We start from the raw sequence: 14,945 nt of genomic DNA on the forward strand, positions 1-14,945 counted from the left end.
TAACTAGGTGACAGTGCCTACTTTGAAGTGCGGTACGCACTTCAAAGTAAGTGCAGCAGTAAGTGCAGCGCGGATGAAGACCGCTGCCCGCCGGCATACGGAGAGGCCCGGACGTTCCCGTCCGGGCCTCCGCGAGTGACGAAGTGCCGCCGGTCTCAGCCGACGACCGTCCAGGTGTCGTGGCCGGCGAGCAGCGCGGCGAGGTCGCCCTTGCCGTTCTGTTCGACGGCGGTGTCGAGCTGCTCGGACATGAGCGTGTCGTAGACGGGCCGGTCGACGGAGCGCAGGACGCCGATCGGGGTGTGGTGCAGGGTGTCCGGGTCGGCGAGGCGGGAGAGGGCGAAGGCGGTGGTCGGGGACGCGGCGTGGGCGTCGTGGACCAGGATGTCCGCCTCGTTGTCCGCGGTGACGGCGACGACCTGGAGGTCACCGGTCCGCGGGTCCCGTACGACGCCCTTGGCGCCGTCGGCGCCGAAACGGACCGGCTGCCCGTGCTCCAGGCGGATCACGGCCTCCTCGGCCTGCTGCTTGTCCTTGAGGGCGTCGAAGGCGCCGTCGTTGAAGATGTTGCAGTTCTGGTAGATCTCGATCAGGGCCGTGCCCGGGTGCTCGGCGGCCTGGCGCAGCACCTCGGTGAGGTGCTTGCGGTCGGAGTCGACGGTCCGGGCGACGAAGGACGCCTCCGCGCCGAGGGCCAGCGACACCGGGTTGAAGGGCGCGTCCAGCGACCCCATCGGGGTCGACTTGGTGATCTTCCCGACCTCGGAGGTCGGGGAGTACTGGCCCTTCGTCAGACCGTAGATCCGGTTGTTGAACAGCAGGATCTTGAGGTTGACGTTGCGGCGCAGGGCGTGGATGAGGTGGTTGCCGCCGATGGAGAGCGCGTCGCCGTCACCGGTGACGACCCAGACCGACAGGTCGCGGCGGGAGGCGGCGAGTCCGGTGGCGATGGCGGGGGCCCGGCCGTGGATGGAGTGCATCCCGTAGGTGTTCATGTAGTACGGGAAGCGGGAGGAGCAGCCGATTCCGGAGACGAAGACGACGTTCTCCTTCGCCAGGCCGAGCTGGGGCATGAAGCCCTGCACGGCGGCCAGGATGGCGTAGTCGCCGCAGCCGGGGCACCAGCGCACCTCCTGGTCGGACTTGAAGTCCTTCATCGACTGCCTGCCCTCGGCCCTGGGCACGAGGGACAGCGCCTCGATCGTCGTGCCGGTGCCGGTGCCGGTGTCCGTCGGCTTCGCATCCGTGGACGTCTCAGCCATCGATGGCCTCCTTCAGGACCGTGGCGAGCTGTTCCGCCTTGAACGGCATGCCGTTGACCTGGTTGTACGACCGGGCGTCGACCAGGTACTCCGCCCGGATCAGAGTGGCGAGCTGTCCGAGGTTCATCTCGGGGATCACCACCCTGTCGTACTGCTCGAGCACCGCACCGAGATTGGGCGGGAAGGGGTTGAGATGCCGCAGGTGGGCCTGGGCGACCGGCTCCCCGGCGGCGCGCAGCCGGCGCACGGCGGCGGTGATGGGGCCGTACGTCGATCCCCAGCCCAGCACCAGCGTCCTCGCGCCGTCCGGGTCGTCGACCTCCACGCCGGGGACGTCGATGCCGTCGATCTTGGCCTGACGGGTGCGCACCATGAAGTCGTGGTTGGCCGGGTCGTACGAGATGTTGCCGGAGCCGTCCTGCTTCTCGATGCCGCCGATCCGGTGCTCCAGCCCCGGGGTGCCCGGCACCGCCCACGGACGGGCGAGGGTGTGCGGGTCGCGCTTGTAGGGCCAGAACACCTCGGTGCCGTCGTCCAGGGTGTGGTTGGGGCCCCGCGCGAACCGCACCGTGAGATCCGGCAGCTCGTCCGGCTCGGGGATCCGCCACGGTTCCGAGCCGTTGGCCAGGTAGCCGTCGGAGAGCAGGAAGACCGGCGTCCGGTACACCAGCGCGATCCGTGCCGCCTCCAGCGCGGCGTGGAAGCAGTCCGCCGGGGTGCGCGGGGCGACGACGGGGACCGGCGCCTCGCCGTTGCGCCCGTACATCGCCTGCAGCAGGTCGGCCTGCTCCGTCTTGGTGGGCAGACCGGTGGACGGCCCGCCGCGCTGGATGTCCACCACCAGCAGCGGCAGCTCCAGGCTCACCGCGAGGCCGATCGTCTCGCTCTTGAGCGCCACACCCGGGCCCGACGTGGTGGTGACCGCCAGCGAGCCGCCGAAGGCCGCGCCGAGTGCCGCGCCGATACCGGCGATCTCGTCCTCGGCCTGGAAGGTCCGTACCCCGAAGTTCTTGTGCCGGCTCAGCTCGTGCAGGATGTCCGAGGCCGGGGTGATCGGGTACGAGCCCAGGAAGAGCGGCAGGTCCGCCTGGCGGGACGCGGCGATCAGGCCGTAGGCCAGGGCCAGGTTCCCGGAGATGTTGCGGTAGGTGCCGGGCGGGAAGGCCGTCGCCGCCGGTGCCACCTCGTAGGAGACCGCGAAGTCCTCCGTGGTCTCACCGAAGTTCCAGCCCGCGCGGTAGGCCGCGATGTTGGCGGCGGCGATGTCGGGCTTCTTCGCGAACTTCGACGTCAGGAACTTCTCCGTGCCCTCGGTGGGCCGGTGGTACATCCAGCTGAGCAGCCCGAGCGCGAACATGTTCTTGCTGCGCTCGGCCTCCTTGCGGCTGAGGTCGAACTCCTTGAGCGCCTCGACGGTCAGCGTGGTCAACGGCACCGGATGCAGGTGGTAGCCGTCGAGGGAGCCGTCCTCCAGCGGAGAGGTGTCGTAGCCGACCTTCTGCATCGCCCGCCGGGTGAACTCGTCCGTGTTGACGATGATCTCCGCGCCGCGCGGCAGGTCGCCGACGTTCGCCTTCAGCGCCGCCGGGTTCATCGCCACCAGCACGTTCGGGGCGTCTCCCGGCGTCAGGATGTCGTGGTCGGCGAAGTGCAGCTGGAAGGACGAGACACCCGGCAGGGTGCCGGCGGGCGCCCGGATCTCGGCCGGGAAGTTCGGCAGCGTCGACAGGTCGTTGCCGAACGACGCCGTCTCCGAGGTGAAACGGTCGCCGGTGAGCTGCATCCCGTCGCCGGAGTCCCCCGCGAACCTGATGATCACCCGGTCCAGCCGGCGGACGTCCTTCGCCCCGACCGGTTTGCGCTGCTCTCCCACGACGGTTCCGTCGGCCTGCTCCGCTGGGCTGCTGACCTGGCTGGTCACTTGACTGGACCTCCCTCGGGACGGCTGTCCGGGGACTGGTCTCCCACCGACCGTCCCAGGATCAACCCTACGTCCGCATGTGCTGACTTCCGGTGGACATTCGCATGATGGACACGACATCGAAACGGCCCGCGGCCCCTGAATCCCACGGATTTCCCGCTCCCCGGCACCGGTGGGACGCACCCGCCCGTCCTCGGGTTCTCATTCGTCCGGATGAGCGTGCGCACCGCCCGGCCCCGCTGTGGCTTCAGAGGAGTGGGCCGCCGGTGTCAGGAATTGAGATACGTGAGCACGGCGAGCACCCTCCGGTGGTCACCGTCGCTCGGGGACAGCCCCAGCTTCATGAAGATGTTGCTGACGTGCTTCTCGACGGCACCGTCGCTCACGACGAGCTGCCGGGCGACCGCCGAGTTCGTCCGGCCCTCGGCCATGAGCCCCAGCACCTCCCGCTCGCGCGGGGTGAGCCCCGCGAGCACGTCCTGCTTGCGGCTGCGCCCGAGCAACTGCGCGACCACCTCCGGATCCAGCGCCGTACCGCCCTGTGCCACGCGCACCACCGCGTCCACGAACTCCCGCACCTCGGCCACCCGGTCCTTGAGCAGATAACCGACTCCCCTGCTGGAACCGGCCAGCAGCTCCGTGGCGTAGCGCTCCTCCACGTACTGGGACAGCACCAGCACGCCGAGACCGGGGTGCGCCTTGCGCAGCCGGATCGAGGCCCGCACCCCTTCGTCGGTGTGCGTCGGCGGCATCCGTACGTCCGCCACGACGACGTCCGGCAGCTCGCCCCGCGCGTCCAGCTCGGTGATGGTCCTGATCAGTGCCTCGCCGTCGCCGACACCGGCCACGACCTCGTGCCCGCGGTCGGTCAGCAACCGGGTCAGCCCTTCTCTGAGCAGCACTGAATCCTCGGCGATGACCACCCGCACCCTGTCCTCCACGATCCTCGGCCCCCCACAGCCCGTGCACCTCACGGCCCGCGCGGCCCACGCCGCGTCCACGAACCGTCCGTGCGACAGGGCCAGCATCCCAGCATCGGAGGCCGGATGCCCCTTCGGTCGACGGGAAGAGAACGGGAAGTCCGGGGCCACAGGCCGGGTCCGGCCGCCTGGTGGCCGGTTTTCGATCACCATGGCCGGACCGGGCCCGGCACAGGCTCCGGCGGTGAGAGCCCGGCCCGAGCGTTCCCGGCGGGTGTGTGCCGGACCCGAGTGTGTTCGGCGGGTGTGTGCCGGACCCGAGTGTGTTCGGCGGGTGTGTGCCGGACCCGAGTGTGTTCGGCGGGCGTGCGCCCGGCCCGAGTGCGATCGGCGGGGCGTGCGCCGGGTCCGGGCCGGCCTACCTGGTGGCCGGCTCGTTCCGCCACGGCAGCTCCGCCGTGACCCGCGTCGGCCCTCCGGCCGGCGAGTCCACCACGAGGATTCCGTCCACCGCGTCGAGCCGCTCCGCCAGTCCGGCCAGGCCGGACCCGGCCGACGCGTTCGCGCCGCCCACGCCGTTGTCCACGACCTGGAGCAGCAGCCGGTTATCCACCCGCCACACCTCCACGGCGGCCGCCGTGGCCCGCGCGTGCTTGCTGATGTTCTGGAGCAGCTCAGAGACGGTGAAGTAGGCGATGCCCTCGATCGCCGACGCCGGCCGCTCCGCCAGGTCGACCTCCACCCGCACCGGCACGGCACAGCGCGAGGCGACCGCCGACAGCGCCGCGTCCAGACCGCGGTCGGTCAGGACCGCGGGGTGGATGCCCCGGGCCAGGTCCCGCAGTTCCTGGAGTGCCGTCTTCACCTCACCGTGTGCCTCGTCCACCATGACGGCCGCCGCCCGGGGGTCCTCCCTCAGCTTCTCCTTGGCGAGACCCAGATCCATGGCGAGGCTGACCAGGCGGGCCTGCGCCCCGTCGTGCAGGTCGCGTTCGATGCGCCGCAGGTCGGCGGCGGCCGTGTCGACCACGACCCCCCGGTCCGACTCCAGCTCCACGACGCGCGTCGCCAGCCGTGACGGTCCGAGCAGCCCGTGCACCATGACCCGGTCCACCGTCGTCAGCGCCCGCACCAGCCACGGCGTCGCCAGCGTGAACAGCAGCCCGACCAGCGCGGTGACGGTGATCTCGAAGGGGTTGTCCAGGTAGATGCGGTGCGTCTCGTCGCCGTACAGCTGGAGCCCGTCCTGGCCGGCGTACGTCGGAAACACCCAGAACCACAGCGGGTACGTCAGCATGGCCCACCCGATCGCCCAGACGTTCACGGCGACGACGAACGAGAACACCGCCCACGGGAACTGCAGCAGTGCGTACAGCAGGCTCCGCCAGGAGGTGCCGCTCCTGAGTACGGCCCCCATCCAGCCCATCGCGCCCTGCTTCCTCAGCCGCAGCGGCTCCGGGTCGGACACCCGGAGCCCCAGCAGGGCCCGGGCCCGCGCCCGCTCCATCGCCCCGAAGCCCCGGCACCCGGCCAGCGCGGCCGCCAGCACCGGCACACCAAGGAACGTCACCAGCAGGCCGGCTCCCAGCGACAGCATCGTGACGGCGTACGTGAAGAGCAGGACGCCGACCGGCAGTCCCACCAGGACATAGCCGAACTCTCGCCAGCTGCGCGCCTCGAACGGTGCCCGCAGCCCCGCCGGCAGCCGGTGGCGTCGCGCACCGGTGTTCCCGGGGAGGCCGGACCCGCTCCCGAGCCCGTAACCCTGTCCGTATTCCGTGGCCATCGGTGCCGTCCTTGTCCTCGTCGTACGGCTGTGTGCTGTCGTGACTCCACCCTCGTCGACCGCACCGTCACGGCCAATGGAGCTCGTCGGCGTCCGGAGAGGGGGGTTTTCCCCACCCCGGGAGCGCCGCGGGTGCCGCGGCCTCGGCTGCGTCGGCTGCGTCGGCAGCCGAGGCTGCGGAGTCAGCCGTGTCAGCAGAGTCAGCGGTGTCTCAGCGGTGTCAGCTGTCAGCGGTGTCAGCCGAGCCGGCCGAGGCGGGTGCCTGGGCTGACTCGGCTGATCGAGGTGGTTGGGACGACCCGGTGGTTCGGCTACTTCGGTTACTTCAGCTGCTGCGCGCCGGCGGTGGTGCGGGAGCCGCCCGAGGCCCCGTCGGTTTCGGTGCGGTCGCGCCACGGCAGCTCGGCCGTGATCGTCGTCGGGCCGCCCTCGGGCGAGTCGACGACGAAGAGGCCGTCGACGGCGGACAGCCGGTCGGCGAGGCCCTTCATCCCCGTACCGCCGTCGAGACGCGCGCCCCCGCGGCCGTCGTCCCCCACCTGAATGAGCAGTCGGTCGGAGGAGCGCCACACTTCCACCGAGGCCGACCTGGCCCCACTGTGCTTGCTGACGTTCTGGAGCAGCTCCGAGACGGTGAAGTACGCGATGCCCTCGATGGCGGCCGCGGGGCGCCCCGGCAGGTCGACGGCCACGCTGACCGGCACGGTGCAGCGGGAGGCGACCGAGGAGAGCGCCGCGTCCAGGCCGCGGTCGGTCAGAACGGCCGGATGGATGCCGCGGGCCAGGTCCCGCAACTCCTGCAGGGCCAGCTTCACCTCGCCGTGCGCCTCGTCGACCATGGCCGCCGCCTCATCGGGGTCCTCCAGAAGCTTCTCCTTCGCCAGGCCCAGGCCCATGGCGAGGTTGACCAGGCGGGCCTGCGCGCCGTCGTGCAGGTCGCGTTCGATGCGCCGCAGGTCGGCGGCGGCCGTGTCGACCACGACCCCCCGGTCCGACTCCAGCTCGGCGATCCGCCGCTCCAGTTCGTCGGAGGGGGACAGCAGCCCGCGGACCATGGCCCGGTCGACGTTGGTCAGACCCCGCGCGATGAACGGCAGCACCGGCCACAGCACGAACAACGACGCCAGCGTGACGACGAAGGTGAGAACGCCCCAGGGGAACCGGATCACGTCGTACAGGACCGTGCGCCAGCCCACCGGGTCCTTCAAGGACATCCACAACTGTGCGAAGAAGCCGCGCTTGCCCCGCAACGGCAGCGGGCTCGGCTCGTCCACCCGCACCCCGAGCAGCGCCCGGGCCCGCGCCCGCTCCAGCTTGCCCAACTGCCGCGCGCCCAGCAGCCCGGCCGCCAGCAGCGGGAACCCGACCACCGTGACCGTCAACCCGGCGCCGACGGACAGCATCGTCACGACGTAGGTGAATCCGAGCAGTGCCGCGGGGAGATTCGCCAGCAGGTGGGCGATCTCCTTCCAGGTGTGCCGGTCGTAGGCGACACGGGCCGGCGGCAGGCGGTCGCCGGCCGCTGCGCCGGTGGTCACGGCGGGGCTCGATGTCGAGAGGCGTTCGGTCATACACGTCAGCGTGCCGTGCGGCGCGGCACCGCGCCATGAGGTGGACCGCCGGGATCCACTGAGGAAAACCCCACCCCCGCGCCTCAAGGGACGACGGGCCGCTTACCGTGTCCTTATCAGGCTCTAGACTCCCGTGCGTACAGATCGTCGAACAGCAGCGCTGACGACAGGGAGCGAGGGACGCACGTGCCGGAAACGACCGTCGGCGATGTGACCGCCGGTGCTGTGACCCCCGCCGATGCGCCCGTCGGGCTCGCCGCGGACTACTTCCAGTCCTACTCGGTCGTCGGCCTGCTCGCCGTCGTGGGGGTGCTCTTCGTGGCCGTGGCCTTCGGCGCCGGGCGCCTGCTGCGGCCGGTGGTCCCGACGCCCGAGAAGCTGCTGACGTACGAGTGCGGCGTCGACCCCGTCGGCGAGGGCTGGGCGCACACCCAGGTCCGCTACTACGTCTACGCGTTCCTCTACGTCGTCTTCGCGGTCGACTCGATCTTCCTCTTCCCCTGGGCGACCGTCTTCGCCGACCCTGGTTACGGAGCCACGACCCTCGTGGAGATGTTCATCTTCCTCGGCTTCCTCGCCGTGGGTCTGTTGTACGCATACAGGAAGGGCGTCCTGTCATGGACGTGAACCCCTCCGGACCCGTGCCGCTCCCCGAGCCCAAGAGGCTGGGCACGCTGGCACGCCTCGCCCCGGAGCCGATGAAGGTCGTCCTGAACTGGGGCCGCCGCTACTCCCTCTGGGTCTTCAACTTCGGCCTCGCCTGCTGCGCGATCGAGTTCATCGCCGCGTCGATGGCCCGCCACGACTTCATCCGGCTCGGCGTCATCCCGTTCGCGCCGGGCCCCCGCCAGGCCGACCTGATGGTCGTCTCGGGCACGGTGACCGACAAGATGGCGCCGGCCGTGAAGCGCCTGTACGAGCAGATGCCCGAGCCGAAGTACGTCATCTCCTTCGGCGCCTGCTCCAACTGCGGCGGCCCCTACTGGGACTCCTACTCCGTGACCAAGGGCGTCGACCAGATCATCCCCGTCGACGTCTACGTGCCCGGCTGCCCGCCGCGTCCCGAGGCGCTGCTCCAGGGAATCCTCAAGCTCCAGGAGAAGATCGCGCGGGAGTCCCTGGGGGAGCGGTACGGCACCTCGCCCCGGCCGTCGACGGCCGCGCTGCAGAGCGGCCTGGTGCGTCCCCCGGTCCCGGCCTCGGCCTCGGGTCCGGGCCCGGCTGTGGCCCCGGCCTCGGGTTCGGGCCCGGCTGTGGCCTCGGCCTCGGGTTCGGGCCCGGCTGTGGCTTCCGACGCGGGCTCGGACGGGGACGCGGGCTTGGACCGGGACGCGGGCTCGGATCCGGAGGAGGGCCGATGACCGCGGTCGGCTGGCTGCCCGCCGGCGCCGACGAACTCTTCGGCGCGGAGGCCACGGCGGAGGAGTCCTACGGCCTCCTGACCGTGGACGTGCCGGCCACTTCCTGGATCACCGCCCTGGAGACGGCGCGTGATCGGCTGGGCTGCACGTACTTCGACTGGCTGAGCGCGGTCGACGAACCGGGCGCCGGATTCCGCGTCGCGGCGCATGTCGTGGCGCTGGGACCGGTACGCCGGCTGCTGCTGCGTACGACGGTCCCGCACGGGGCTCCGGTCCTGCCCACCGCCGTCGCGGTGTACGCGGGCGCGGCCTGGCACGAGCGCGAGACCCACGAGATGTTCGGCGTCGTGTTCGAGGACCACCCCGCGCTGGACCACCTGCTCCTGCCGGAGGGCTTCGAGGGCCACCCGCTGCGGAAGGACTTCGTCCTCGCCGCACGCGTCGCCAAGGCCTGGCCGGGAGCCAAGGAGCCCGGCGAGTCCGAACACGGCGGTCCGCGTCGCCGCCAGATGCTGCCGCCGGGCGTCCCCGACCCCAACGAGTGGGGCCCGCTGAAGGGCCAGCTGCCCCCCGCTCCGGCCCGCCCGGCACGCGGTGCGGGGCGGGGCGGAGCGGTGGAGCGCCCGGCCCGCACGGCAGGCGAACGCCCGGCCCGCCCGACCCGTACGGCCTCCGAGGGCTCCGTCGGCCGGACGGCGTCCGACGCCGGAACCCCGGCCGTCACTCCGCGCCGCTCCCGTACGGCGGCCGAGGGCTCGGTCGGCCAGGCATCCCCGGCCGGGGAGCCCGCGGCCGCACCGGCGCCGCGGCGGTCGCGCAGCGCGAGCCAGGGCTCCGCGTCCCAGCGAGCGGCCGGTCCGGCGGACGAGCCCACCGCCGAGACGGCCGCCGGACCGCAGGACGGCGCCGATCCCGGTGTCCCGGCGACTGGACAGTCACCCGGCACCGACGGCGGATCGGACCCACAGCGGGACCGCTCTGACCACCCTGACCGCCCTGACCGGCAGGGGCGACGGGACGGCACCGTCGGCCTCCGGCGTACCCCGAGGGCGGCGCAGGGCTCCGCGAGCCGACGGGATGCTTCCGACACCGGCCGCCGGCCGGACGCTGCGGGCTCCGGTCCCGCTCCCCGGGGCGGCGACGACACCGCCGCCCCCTCGCCCACCGAGGAACCGGCCCCGAAGCCCGCGCCCTCGGCACCGCACGGCCAGGACGCCCCGTGGCACCACGCCCGCCCGGCGTTCGACGAGCCGGCCGAGGCCGCGCCCCGAAGCGGACCCGGCACCTCCGAGCCCGCGGAGCCGGACGCTGCCGAGGAACTGGATGCTCCCGAGGGGCGGGACACCCCCCAGAAGCCCGACACTCCCACCGACACCGGCACTCCCATCGACACCGACACCGACACCGACACCGACACTCCCCGCAACCGCCCGCATCCCCCGAACTCGCCCGGAGGCCCGCGGTGAACGACGTACTCGACGTCACCCTGCGCCTCCTGGTCGTCTTCGTCGTCTTCCTCGCCTTCCCTCTGATCGTGGGCCAGACCGAGCACAAGGTGATGGCGCACATGCAGGGCCGCCTGGGCCCGATGTACGCGGGCGGCTTCCACGGCTGGGCCCAGCTCGTCGCGGACGGCGTGAAGTTCGCGCAGAAGGAGGACGTGGTCCCCGCCGACGCGGACCGCCGCATCTTCCAGCTCGCCCCCGCCGTGGCCCTGCTGCCGTACCTCCTGGTCCTCCTGGTCATCCCCGTCGGGCCGGGAGAGGGCGCGGTGGGTCAGGCCGTCGACGCGGGCGTCTTCTTCGCCCTCGCCGTCATGGGCGTGGGCGTTCTCGGCTCGCTCATGGCGGGCTGGTCCTCCGCCAACAAGTTCTCCCTCCTCGGCGGCCTGCGCACCGCCGCCCAGCTCCTCGCGTACGAACTGCCGATGCTGCTGACCGCCGCCTCCGTGGCCATGGCGGCCGGCACGGTCTCCCTCGTCGGCATCCTCGACGCCTTCGAGTGGTGGTGGCTGCCCTGGCAGATCGTCGGCGCCATCGTCTTCTTCGTCGCCGGGCTGGCCGAACTGCAGCGGCCCCCGTTCGACATGCCGGTCGCCGACTCGGAGATCATCTTCGGTGCCTACACCGAGTACACCGGCCTGCGCTTCGCTCTGTTCCTCCTCGCCGAGTACGCCGGAATCGTCGTCCTGTGCGGTCTGACCACCGTCCTCTTCCTGGGCGGCTGGCACGGCCCCTGGGGTGCCGACGGCCTCGGCTGGGTCTGGACCCTGCTGAAGGCGGCCGTTCTCGCCTTCGTCGTGATCTGGCTGCGCGTGACCTACCCGCGCCTGCGCGAGGACCAGCTCCAGAAACTGTCCTGGACGCTTCTCGTCCCCCTCTCCCTCGCCCAGATCGCCCTCACCGGCATCGTCAAGGTGGTGATCCAGTAACCATGCCCCCCATCCCCGGCTCGGGTCTGGCCAAGGGCCTGGCCGTCACCCTGCGCACGATGACGAGGAAGACCGTCACCGAGCAGTACCCGGACGCCCAGCCCGAACTCCCTCCCCGCACCCGCGGTGTGATCGGTCTGTTCGAGGAGAACTGCACGGTCTGCATGCTGTGCGCCCGCGAGTGCCCGGACTGGTGCATCTACATCGACTCCCACAAGGAGACGGTCCCGGCGGCGACCCCCGGCGGGCGTGACCGCAGCCGCAACGTCCTCGACCGTTTCGCCATCGACTTCGCCCTGTGCATGTACTGCGGTATCTGCATCGAGGTCTGTCCTTTCGACGCCCTGTTCTGGTCCCCCGAGTTCGAGTACGCCGAGACCGACATCCGCGACCTCACCCACGAGCGCGACAAGCTCCGCGAGTGGATGTGGACCGTCCCGGCCCCGCCCGCCCTCGACCCCGGCGCGGAGGAACCCAAGGAGCTCGCCGCAGCCCGTAAGGCCGCCGACAAACTGGCCGCGCAGCAGCAGACGGACCAGCCCGGGCAGGGGGGCCGGGAATGACCTTCGCATCGACCGCCGGCCACCTCACCGCGTACGCGCACCCCACGACGACCGCCGCCGGAACCCACGGTTTCCTCTCCCCGACCGGCGTCGAGATCGCCTTCCTCCTCGTCGGCCTGGTCGCCCTGGGGGCCGCCGTCGCCACCGTCACCACCCGCCAGCTCGTGCACGCCGCGCTGTGTCTGGTGGTGGCCCTCGGTGGTCTCGCCGTCGAGTACCTCCTGCTCACAGCCGAGTTCATCGCCTGGGTCCAAGTCCTCATCTATGTCGGCGCCGTCGTCGTCCTCATCCTGTTCGGCCTGATGCTCACCAGGGCGCCGATCGGCCGGTCTCCGGACGCGGACTCAGGCAACCGCTGGGCCGCCCTCACCGTGGCCGTGGCCTCCGCCGCGGCCCTGGTGTGGGTGGTCGTCGACGCCTTCCGCACCACGTGGATCGACCTGGAAGGTCCGGCCGCCGGCTCCACCGCCGTCACCGGAGCGAGCCTCTTCCAGCACTGGGTCCTCCCCTTCGAGGCCCTCTCCGTCCTCCTCCTGGCCGCCCTGGTCGGCGCCATCGTCCTGTCCCGCAAGGCCGAGGCCGACCGCCCGAGCGCGGCACCCCAGCCGGAGGCACCCCAGCCCGAAGCCCCCCAGCCGGAGGCTCCCAAGCCCGAGGCCGCACGGACCGGCACGCCACGGACCGGCCCGCCCCGGACCGACACGAGCACCCCTGACGGTCCCGGCAAGGATGGTGTCCGCTGATGCACCTCGCCTATCCGGCCGTCCTCGCCGCCCTGCTTTTCTGCACGGGCCTCTACGGCGTCCTCGCCCGCCGCAACGCGATCCTGGTCCTGATGTCGGTCGAGCTGATGCTCAACGCCGTCAACCTCAACCTGGTCGCCTTCGACGTCTGGCTCAGCAAGGCCGCCGAGGAGACCCTGCACTCCGGCCAGGCCCTGACCCTCTTCACGATCGCCATCGCGGCCGCCGAGATCGGTATCGGCCTGGCGATCGTCCTCGCCGTCCACCGCAACCGCGGCACCTCGGACATCGACCAACTCCGCGACACCGCCGAGGGCCACGAATCGGACGGCCCCGACACCGACACCCCCGCGACCGGGACGGCCGCCGAGAAGGCTGAGGCCACCGCGTGACCACCACCAACCTCGCCGTCCTCGTCCCCCTCCTTCCCTTCCTCGGGGCAGCCGCCGGATTCCTGCTCGGCCGATCGGGGCCCGGATTCGTCCGCCCCCTCGCCGTACTGCCGACGCTGGCTGCCCTCGTCCTCGCCGCCCTCGTCGCGGCCCGCCAGGGCGGTGACCGCGCCGTCGACGCCGTCACGGAGCTGACACCCACCGGCTCGGTCCCCGTCGAACTCGCCCTGCACATCGACGGCTTCGCCGCCCTCGTCGCCGTCCTGGTCGGCTGCGTCGCCACCTGCGTGCAGATCTACTCGACGGGCTACCTCCGCGACGATCCGCGCTACGCCTCGTACGCGGCCCTCGTCTCCCTGTTCACCTCCGCCATGTTCCTCGTCGTCTACTCCGGCGACCTGATGGTGCTGCTGGTCGGCTGGGAGATCATGGGCATCTGCTCGTACTTCCTGGTCGGCCACTACTGGGAGACCCCGGAGGCGCGCGCCGCCTCCCTCAAGGCATTCCTGGTGACCAAGCTCGGTGACGTCCCCTTCCTGATCGGTCTGCTGGCCCTGGCCACCGAGGCCGGCTCCTTCCGCATCACCCGGGTCCTCGGTGCGGTGGCCGACGGATCGCTCGGCCACCCGACGCTGATCGCCCTGCTGCTCCTGGCCGGTGTGGCGGGCAAGTCGGCGCAGTTCCCGCTGCACACCTGGCTCCCCGACGCGATGGCGGGCCCGACACCCGTCTCCGCGCTGATCCACGCCGCGACGATGGTCGCCGCCGGTGTGTACTTCGTCGCCCGGCTCCTTCCGCTCTTCGAGGCCTCACGCGCCGCGATGGTCGTCCTCGCCGTCATGGCCGCCGTCACGATGGTCGGCTCCGCGCTCGCCGCCCTCGCCCAGGACGACATCAAGCGCGTCCTCGCCTACTCGACGATCGGGCAGCTCGGCTACATGACCGGCGCCCTCGCCGCGGGCGACCGCGGTGCCGCCGTCTTCCACCTCCTTGCGCACGGCGCCTTCAAGGCGCTGCTGTTCCTCGCCGCCGGAGTGGTCATCCACGCCGCCGGCACCAACTCGCTGGCCGCCATGTCCCGCATGCGGGACCTGCGCGAACGCGTCCCGGACGCCTACTGGACGACGACCGTGGCGCTGCTCGCACTCGCCGCGATCCCGCCCTTCAGCGGCTTCTTCTCCAAGGAGTCCGTCCTCGGCGTCGCGGAGCACGTCGCCACCGGCCACACCGAGCACGCACCCGGCGCCGCCGGCTGGACCGTCCTCGTCGCCGGTCTGATCACGGCCCTGCTCACCGCCGCCTACGCGACGCGACTGTGGCTACTGGCCTTCCGCGGACGGGGCGCCCAAGCCCCCGACCACGGCAGGCAGCCGGTGGTCATGAACGCCGTGCTCTGGGTGCTCGCCATCCCCTCCCTCGCCCTCGGCGGGCTCGCCTTCCGCCTGCTGCCCGACTGGTTCGACGGCCACGACCTCGCCCCGACCCCCACCACCTCGGTGCTCGGTACGGGCGTGGCCCTGGTCGGCGGCATCGTCACCTACGCCGCCTGGCGACACACCACGGCGATCCCGGCCCGCGCCCCGCTGGGCGCGGTCGCGGCCCACCCCGAGGGCGACGCCGCCCTGGTGGAGGCCGAGGCCATCGCCAGTCACCGGCCCGCCTACGGAAACATCGCCTCCGCGCCCGACCCGTCGGACCCGGGACGGCTTCTCCTGGGCCCGGTGCACCGGCACGCGGCCGCCGGTTTCCATCTGGACGCGGTGTACACGACCCTCTTCGTCCGCCCGGTCCAGGCCGGAGCGAGTCTCGTCCGGTTCCTCGACCGCGAGGTCGTCGACACCTACGTACGCGGGGCGGGCGCCCTGCCCCGCTTGCTCGGGGCCGCCGTGCGTCGTGCCCAGACCGGCAATGTGCAGACCTATGTGAGCGCGCTGCTCGCCGGCACCGTCGTCCTCGCGGTCGCCGCCGTCCTCGTCGCCACGGGAGCGTGAGCAG

General features: G+C 71.8%; 13 protein-coding genes. 8 read left to right on the plus strand and 5 right to left on the minus strand.

Annotation, left to right across the window (positions count from 1 at the left end; genetic code table 11):
* Positions 1-155 precede the first annotated feature (155 nt).
* The 5 genes from ACGFYH_RS04785 to ACGFYH_RS04805 all read right to left on the minus strand — a co-directional run bounded on the left by ACGFYH_RS04785 (position 156) and on the right by ACGFYH_RS04805 (position 7,460).
* Positions 156-1,262: a 2-oxoacid:ferredoxin oxidoreductase subunit beta gene (locus ACGFYH_RS04785; RefSeq protein ID WP_393801704.1), complete on the minus strand. Its 1,107-nt coding sequence runs from the start codon at positions 1,260-1,262 to the stop codon at positions 156-158.
* Positions 1,255-3,183 carry a 2-oxoacid:acceptor oxidoreductase subunit alpha gene (locus ACGFYH_RS04790; RefSeq protein WP_393801705.1) on the minus strand — a complete coding sequence of 643 codons (1,929 nt, stop codon included), beginning with the start codon at positions 3,181-3,183 and terminating at the stop codon, positions 1,255-1,257. Before ACGFYH_RS04790 ends, ACGFYH_RS04785 begins: the two co-directional genes overlap by 8 nt.
* A gap of 269 nt (positions 3,184-3,452) precedes the next feature.
* A complete protein-coding gene (locus tag ACGFYH_RS04795) occupies positions 3,453-4,112 on the minus strand; it encodes a LuxR C-terminal-related transcriptional regulator (RefSeq protein WP_393801945.1) in 660 nt (219 codons plus the stop codon).
* A gap of 409 nt (positions 4,113-4,521) precedes the next feature.
* A complete protein-coding gene (locus ACGFYH_RS04800; RefSeq protein WP_393801706.1) occupies positions 4,522-5,889 on the minus strand; it encodes a sensor histidine kinase in 1,368 nt (455 codons plus the stop codon).
* Positions 5,890-6,209: 320 nt separating this feature from the next.
* Positions 6,210-7,460: a sensor histidine kinase gene (locus ACGFYH_RS04805; protein WP_393801707.1), complete on the minus strand. Its 1,251-nt coding sequence runs from the start codon at positions 7,458-7,460 to the stop codon at positions 6,210-6,212.
* A 186-nt stretch (positions 7,461-7,646) separates the two neighbouring features.
* Here ACGFYH_RS04805 and ACGFYH_RS04810 point away from each other — a divergent pair, with 186 nt between their 5' ends.
* From ACGFYH_RS04810 to ACGFYH_RS04845, 8 genes are read left to right on the plus strand one after another with little or no spacing between them, the layout of a single operon-like run.
* Positions 7,647-8,087 carry an NADH-quinone oxidoreductase subunit A gene (locus ACGFYH_RS04810; RefSeq protein WP_393801708.1) on the plus strand — a complete coding sequence of 147 codons (441 nt, stop codon included), beginning with the start codon at positions 7,647-7,649 and terminating at the stop codon, positions 8,085-8,087.
* Positions 8,078-8,821 (plus strand): NADH-quinone oxidoreductase subunit B, encoded by a 744-nt coding sequence (locus ACGFYH_RS04815; protein ID WP_393801709.1) that lies wholly within the window; start codon positions 8,078-8,080, stop codon positions 8,819-8,821. Before ACGFYH_RS04810 ends, ACGFYH_RS04815 begins: the two co-directional genes overlap by 10 nt.
* Positions 8,818-10,287, plus strand: a complete 1,470-nt coding sequence (locus tag ACGFYH_RS04820; RefSeq protein WP_393801710.1) for an NADH-quinone oxidoreductase subunit C — start codon at positions 8,818-8,820, stop codon at positions 10,285-10,287. Before ACGFYH_RS04815 ends, ACGFYH_RS04820 begins: the two co-directional genes overlap by 4 nt.
* The gene (locus ACGFYH_RS04825; RefSeq protein WP_393801711.1) at positions 10,284-11,252 is read left to right on the plus strand and encodes an NADH-quinone oxidoreductase subunit H; all 969 of its coding nucleotides are present in this window, start codon (positions 10,284-10,286) and stop codon (positions 11,250-11,252) included. Before ACGFYH_RS04820 ends, ACGFYH_RS04825 begins: the two co-directional genes overlap by 4 nt.
* 2 nt (positions 11,253-11,254) lie before the next feature.
* Entirely contained in the window at positions 11,255-11,815 is a 561-nt protein-coding gene (locus ACGFYH_RS04830) for a NuoI/complex I 23 kDa subunit family protein (RefSeq protein WP_393801712.1), read from the plus strand.
* Entirely contained in the window at positions 11,812-12,558 is a 747-nt protein-coding gene (locus tag ACGFYH_RS04835) for an NADH-quinone oxidoreductase subunit J (RefSeq protein WP_393801713.1), read from the plus strand. Before ACGFYH_RS04830 ends, ACGFYH_RS04835 begins: the two co-directional genes overlap by 4 nt.
* A complete protein-coding gene (gene nuoK / locus ACGFYH_RS04840; RefSeq protein WP_393801714.1) occupies positions 12,558-12,950 on the plus strand; it encodes an NADH-quinone oxidoreductase subunit NuoK in 393 nt (130 codons plus the stop codon). Before ACGFYH_RS04835 ends, nuoK begins: the two co-directional genes overlap by 1 nt.
* On the plus strand, positions 12,947-14,941 hold the full coding sequence (locus ACGFYH_RS04845) for an NADH-quinone oxidoreductase subunit L (protein WP_393801715.1): 1,995 nt from the start codon (positions 12,947-12,949) through the stop codon (positions 14,939-14,941). Before nuoK ends, ACGFYH_RS04845 begins: the two co-directional genes overlap by 4 nt.
* Positions 14,942-14,945: the final 4 nt, after the last annotated feature.

It is taken from the genome of Streptomyces sp. NPDC048392, assembly GCF_043200575.1.
Lineage (GTDB): Bacteria > Actinomycetota > Actinomycetes > Streptomycetales > Streptomycetaceae > Streptomyces.

Coding starts and splice junctions, on each gene's coding strand:
- nuoK (WP_393801714.1), top strand. CDS start 12,558: ATGCACCTCGCCTATCCGGCCGTCCTCGCCGCCCTGCTTTTCTGCACG.
- ACGFYH_RS04830 (WP_393801712.1), top strand. CDS start 11,255: ATGCCCCCCATCCCCGGCTCGGGTCTGGCCAAGGGCCTGGCCGTCACC.
- ACGFYH_RS04785 (WP_393801704.1), bottom strand. CDS start 1,262: ATGGCTGAGACGTCCACGGATGCGAAGCCGACGGACACCGGCACCGGC.
- ACGFYH_RS04805 (WP_393801707.1), bottom strand. CDS start 7,460: ATGACCGAACGCCTCTCGACATCGAGCCCCGCCGTGACCACCGGCGCA.
- ACGFYH_RS04800 (WP_393801706.1), bottom strand. CDS start 5,889: ATGGCCACGGAATACGGACAGGGTTACGGGCTCGGGAGCGGGTCCGGC.
- ACGFYH_RS04815 (WP_393801709.1), top strand. CDS start 8,078: ATGGACGTGAACCCCTCCGGACCCGTGCCGCTCCCCGAGCCCAAGAGG.
- ACGFYH_RS04835 (WP_393801713.1), top strand. CDS start 11,812: ATGACCTTCGCATCGACCGCCGGCCACCTCACCGCGTACGCGCACCCC.
- ACGFYH_RS04820 (WP_393801710.1), top strand. CDS start 8,818: ATGACCGCGGTCGGCTGGCTGCCCGCCGGCGCCGACGAACTCTTCGGC.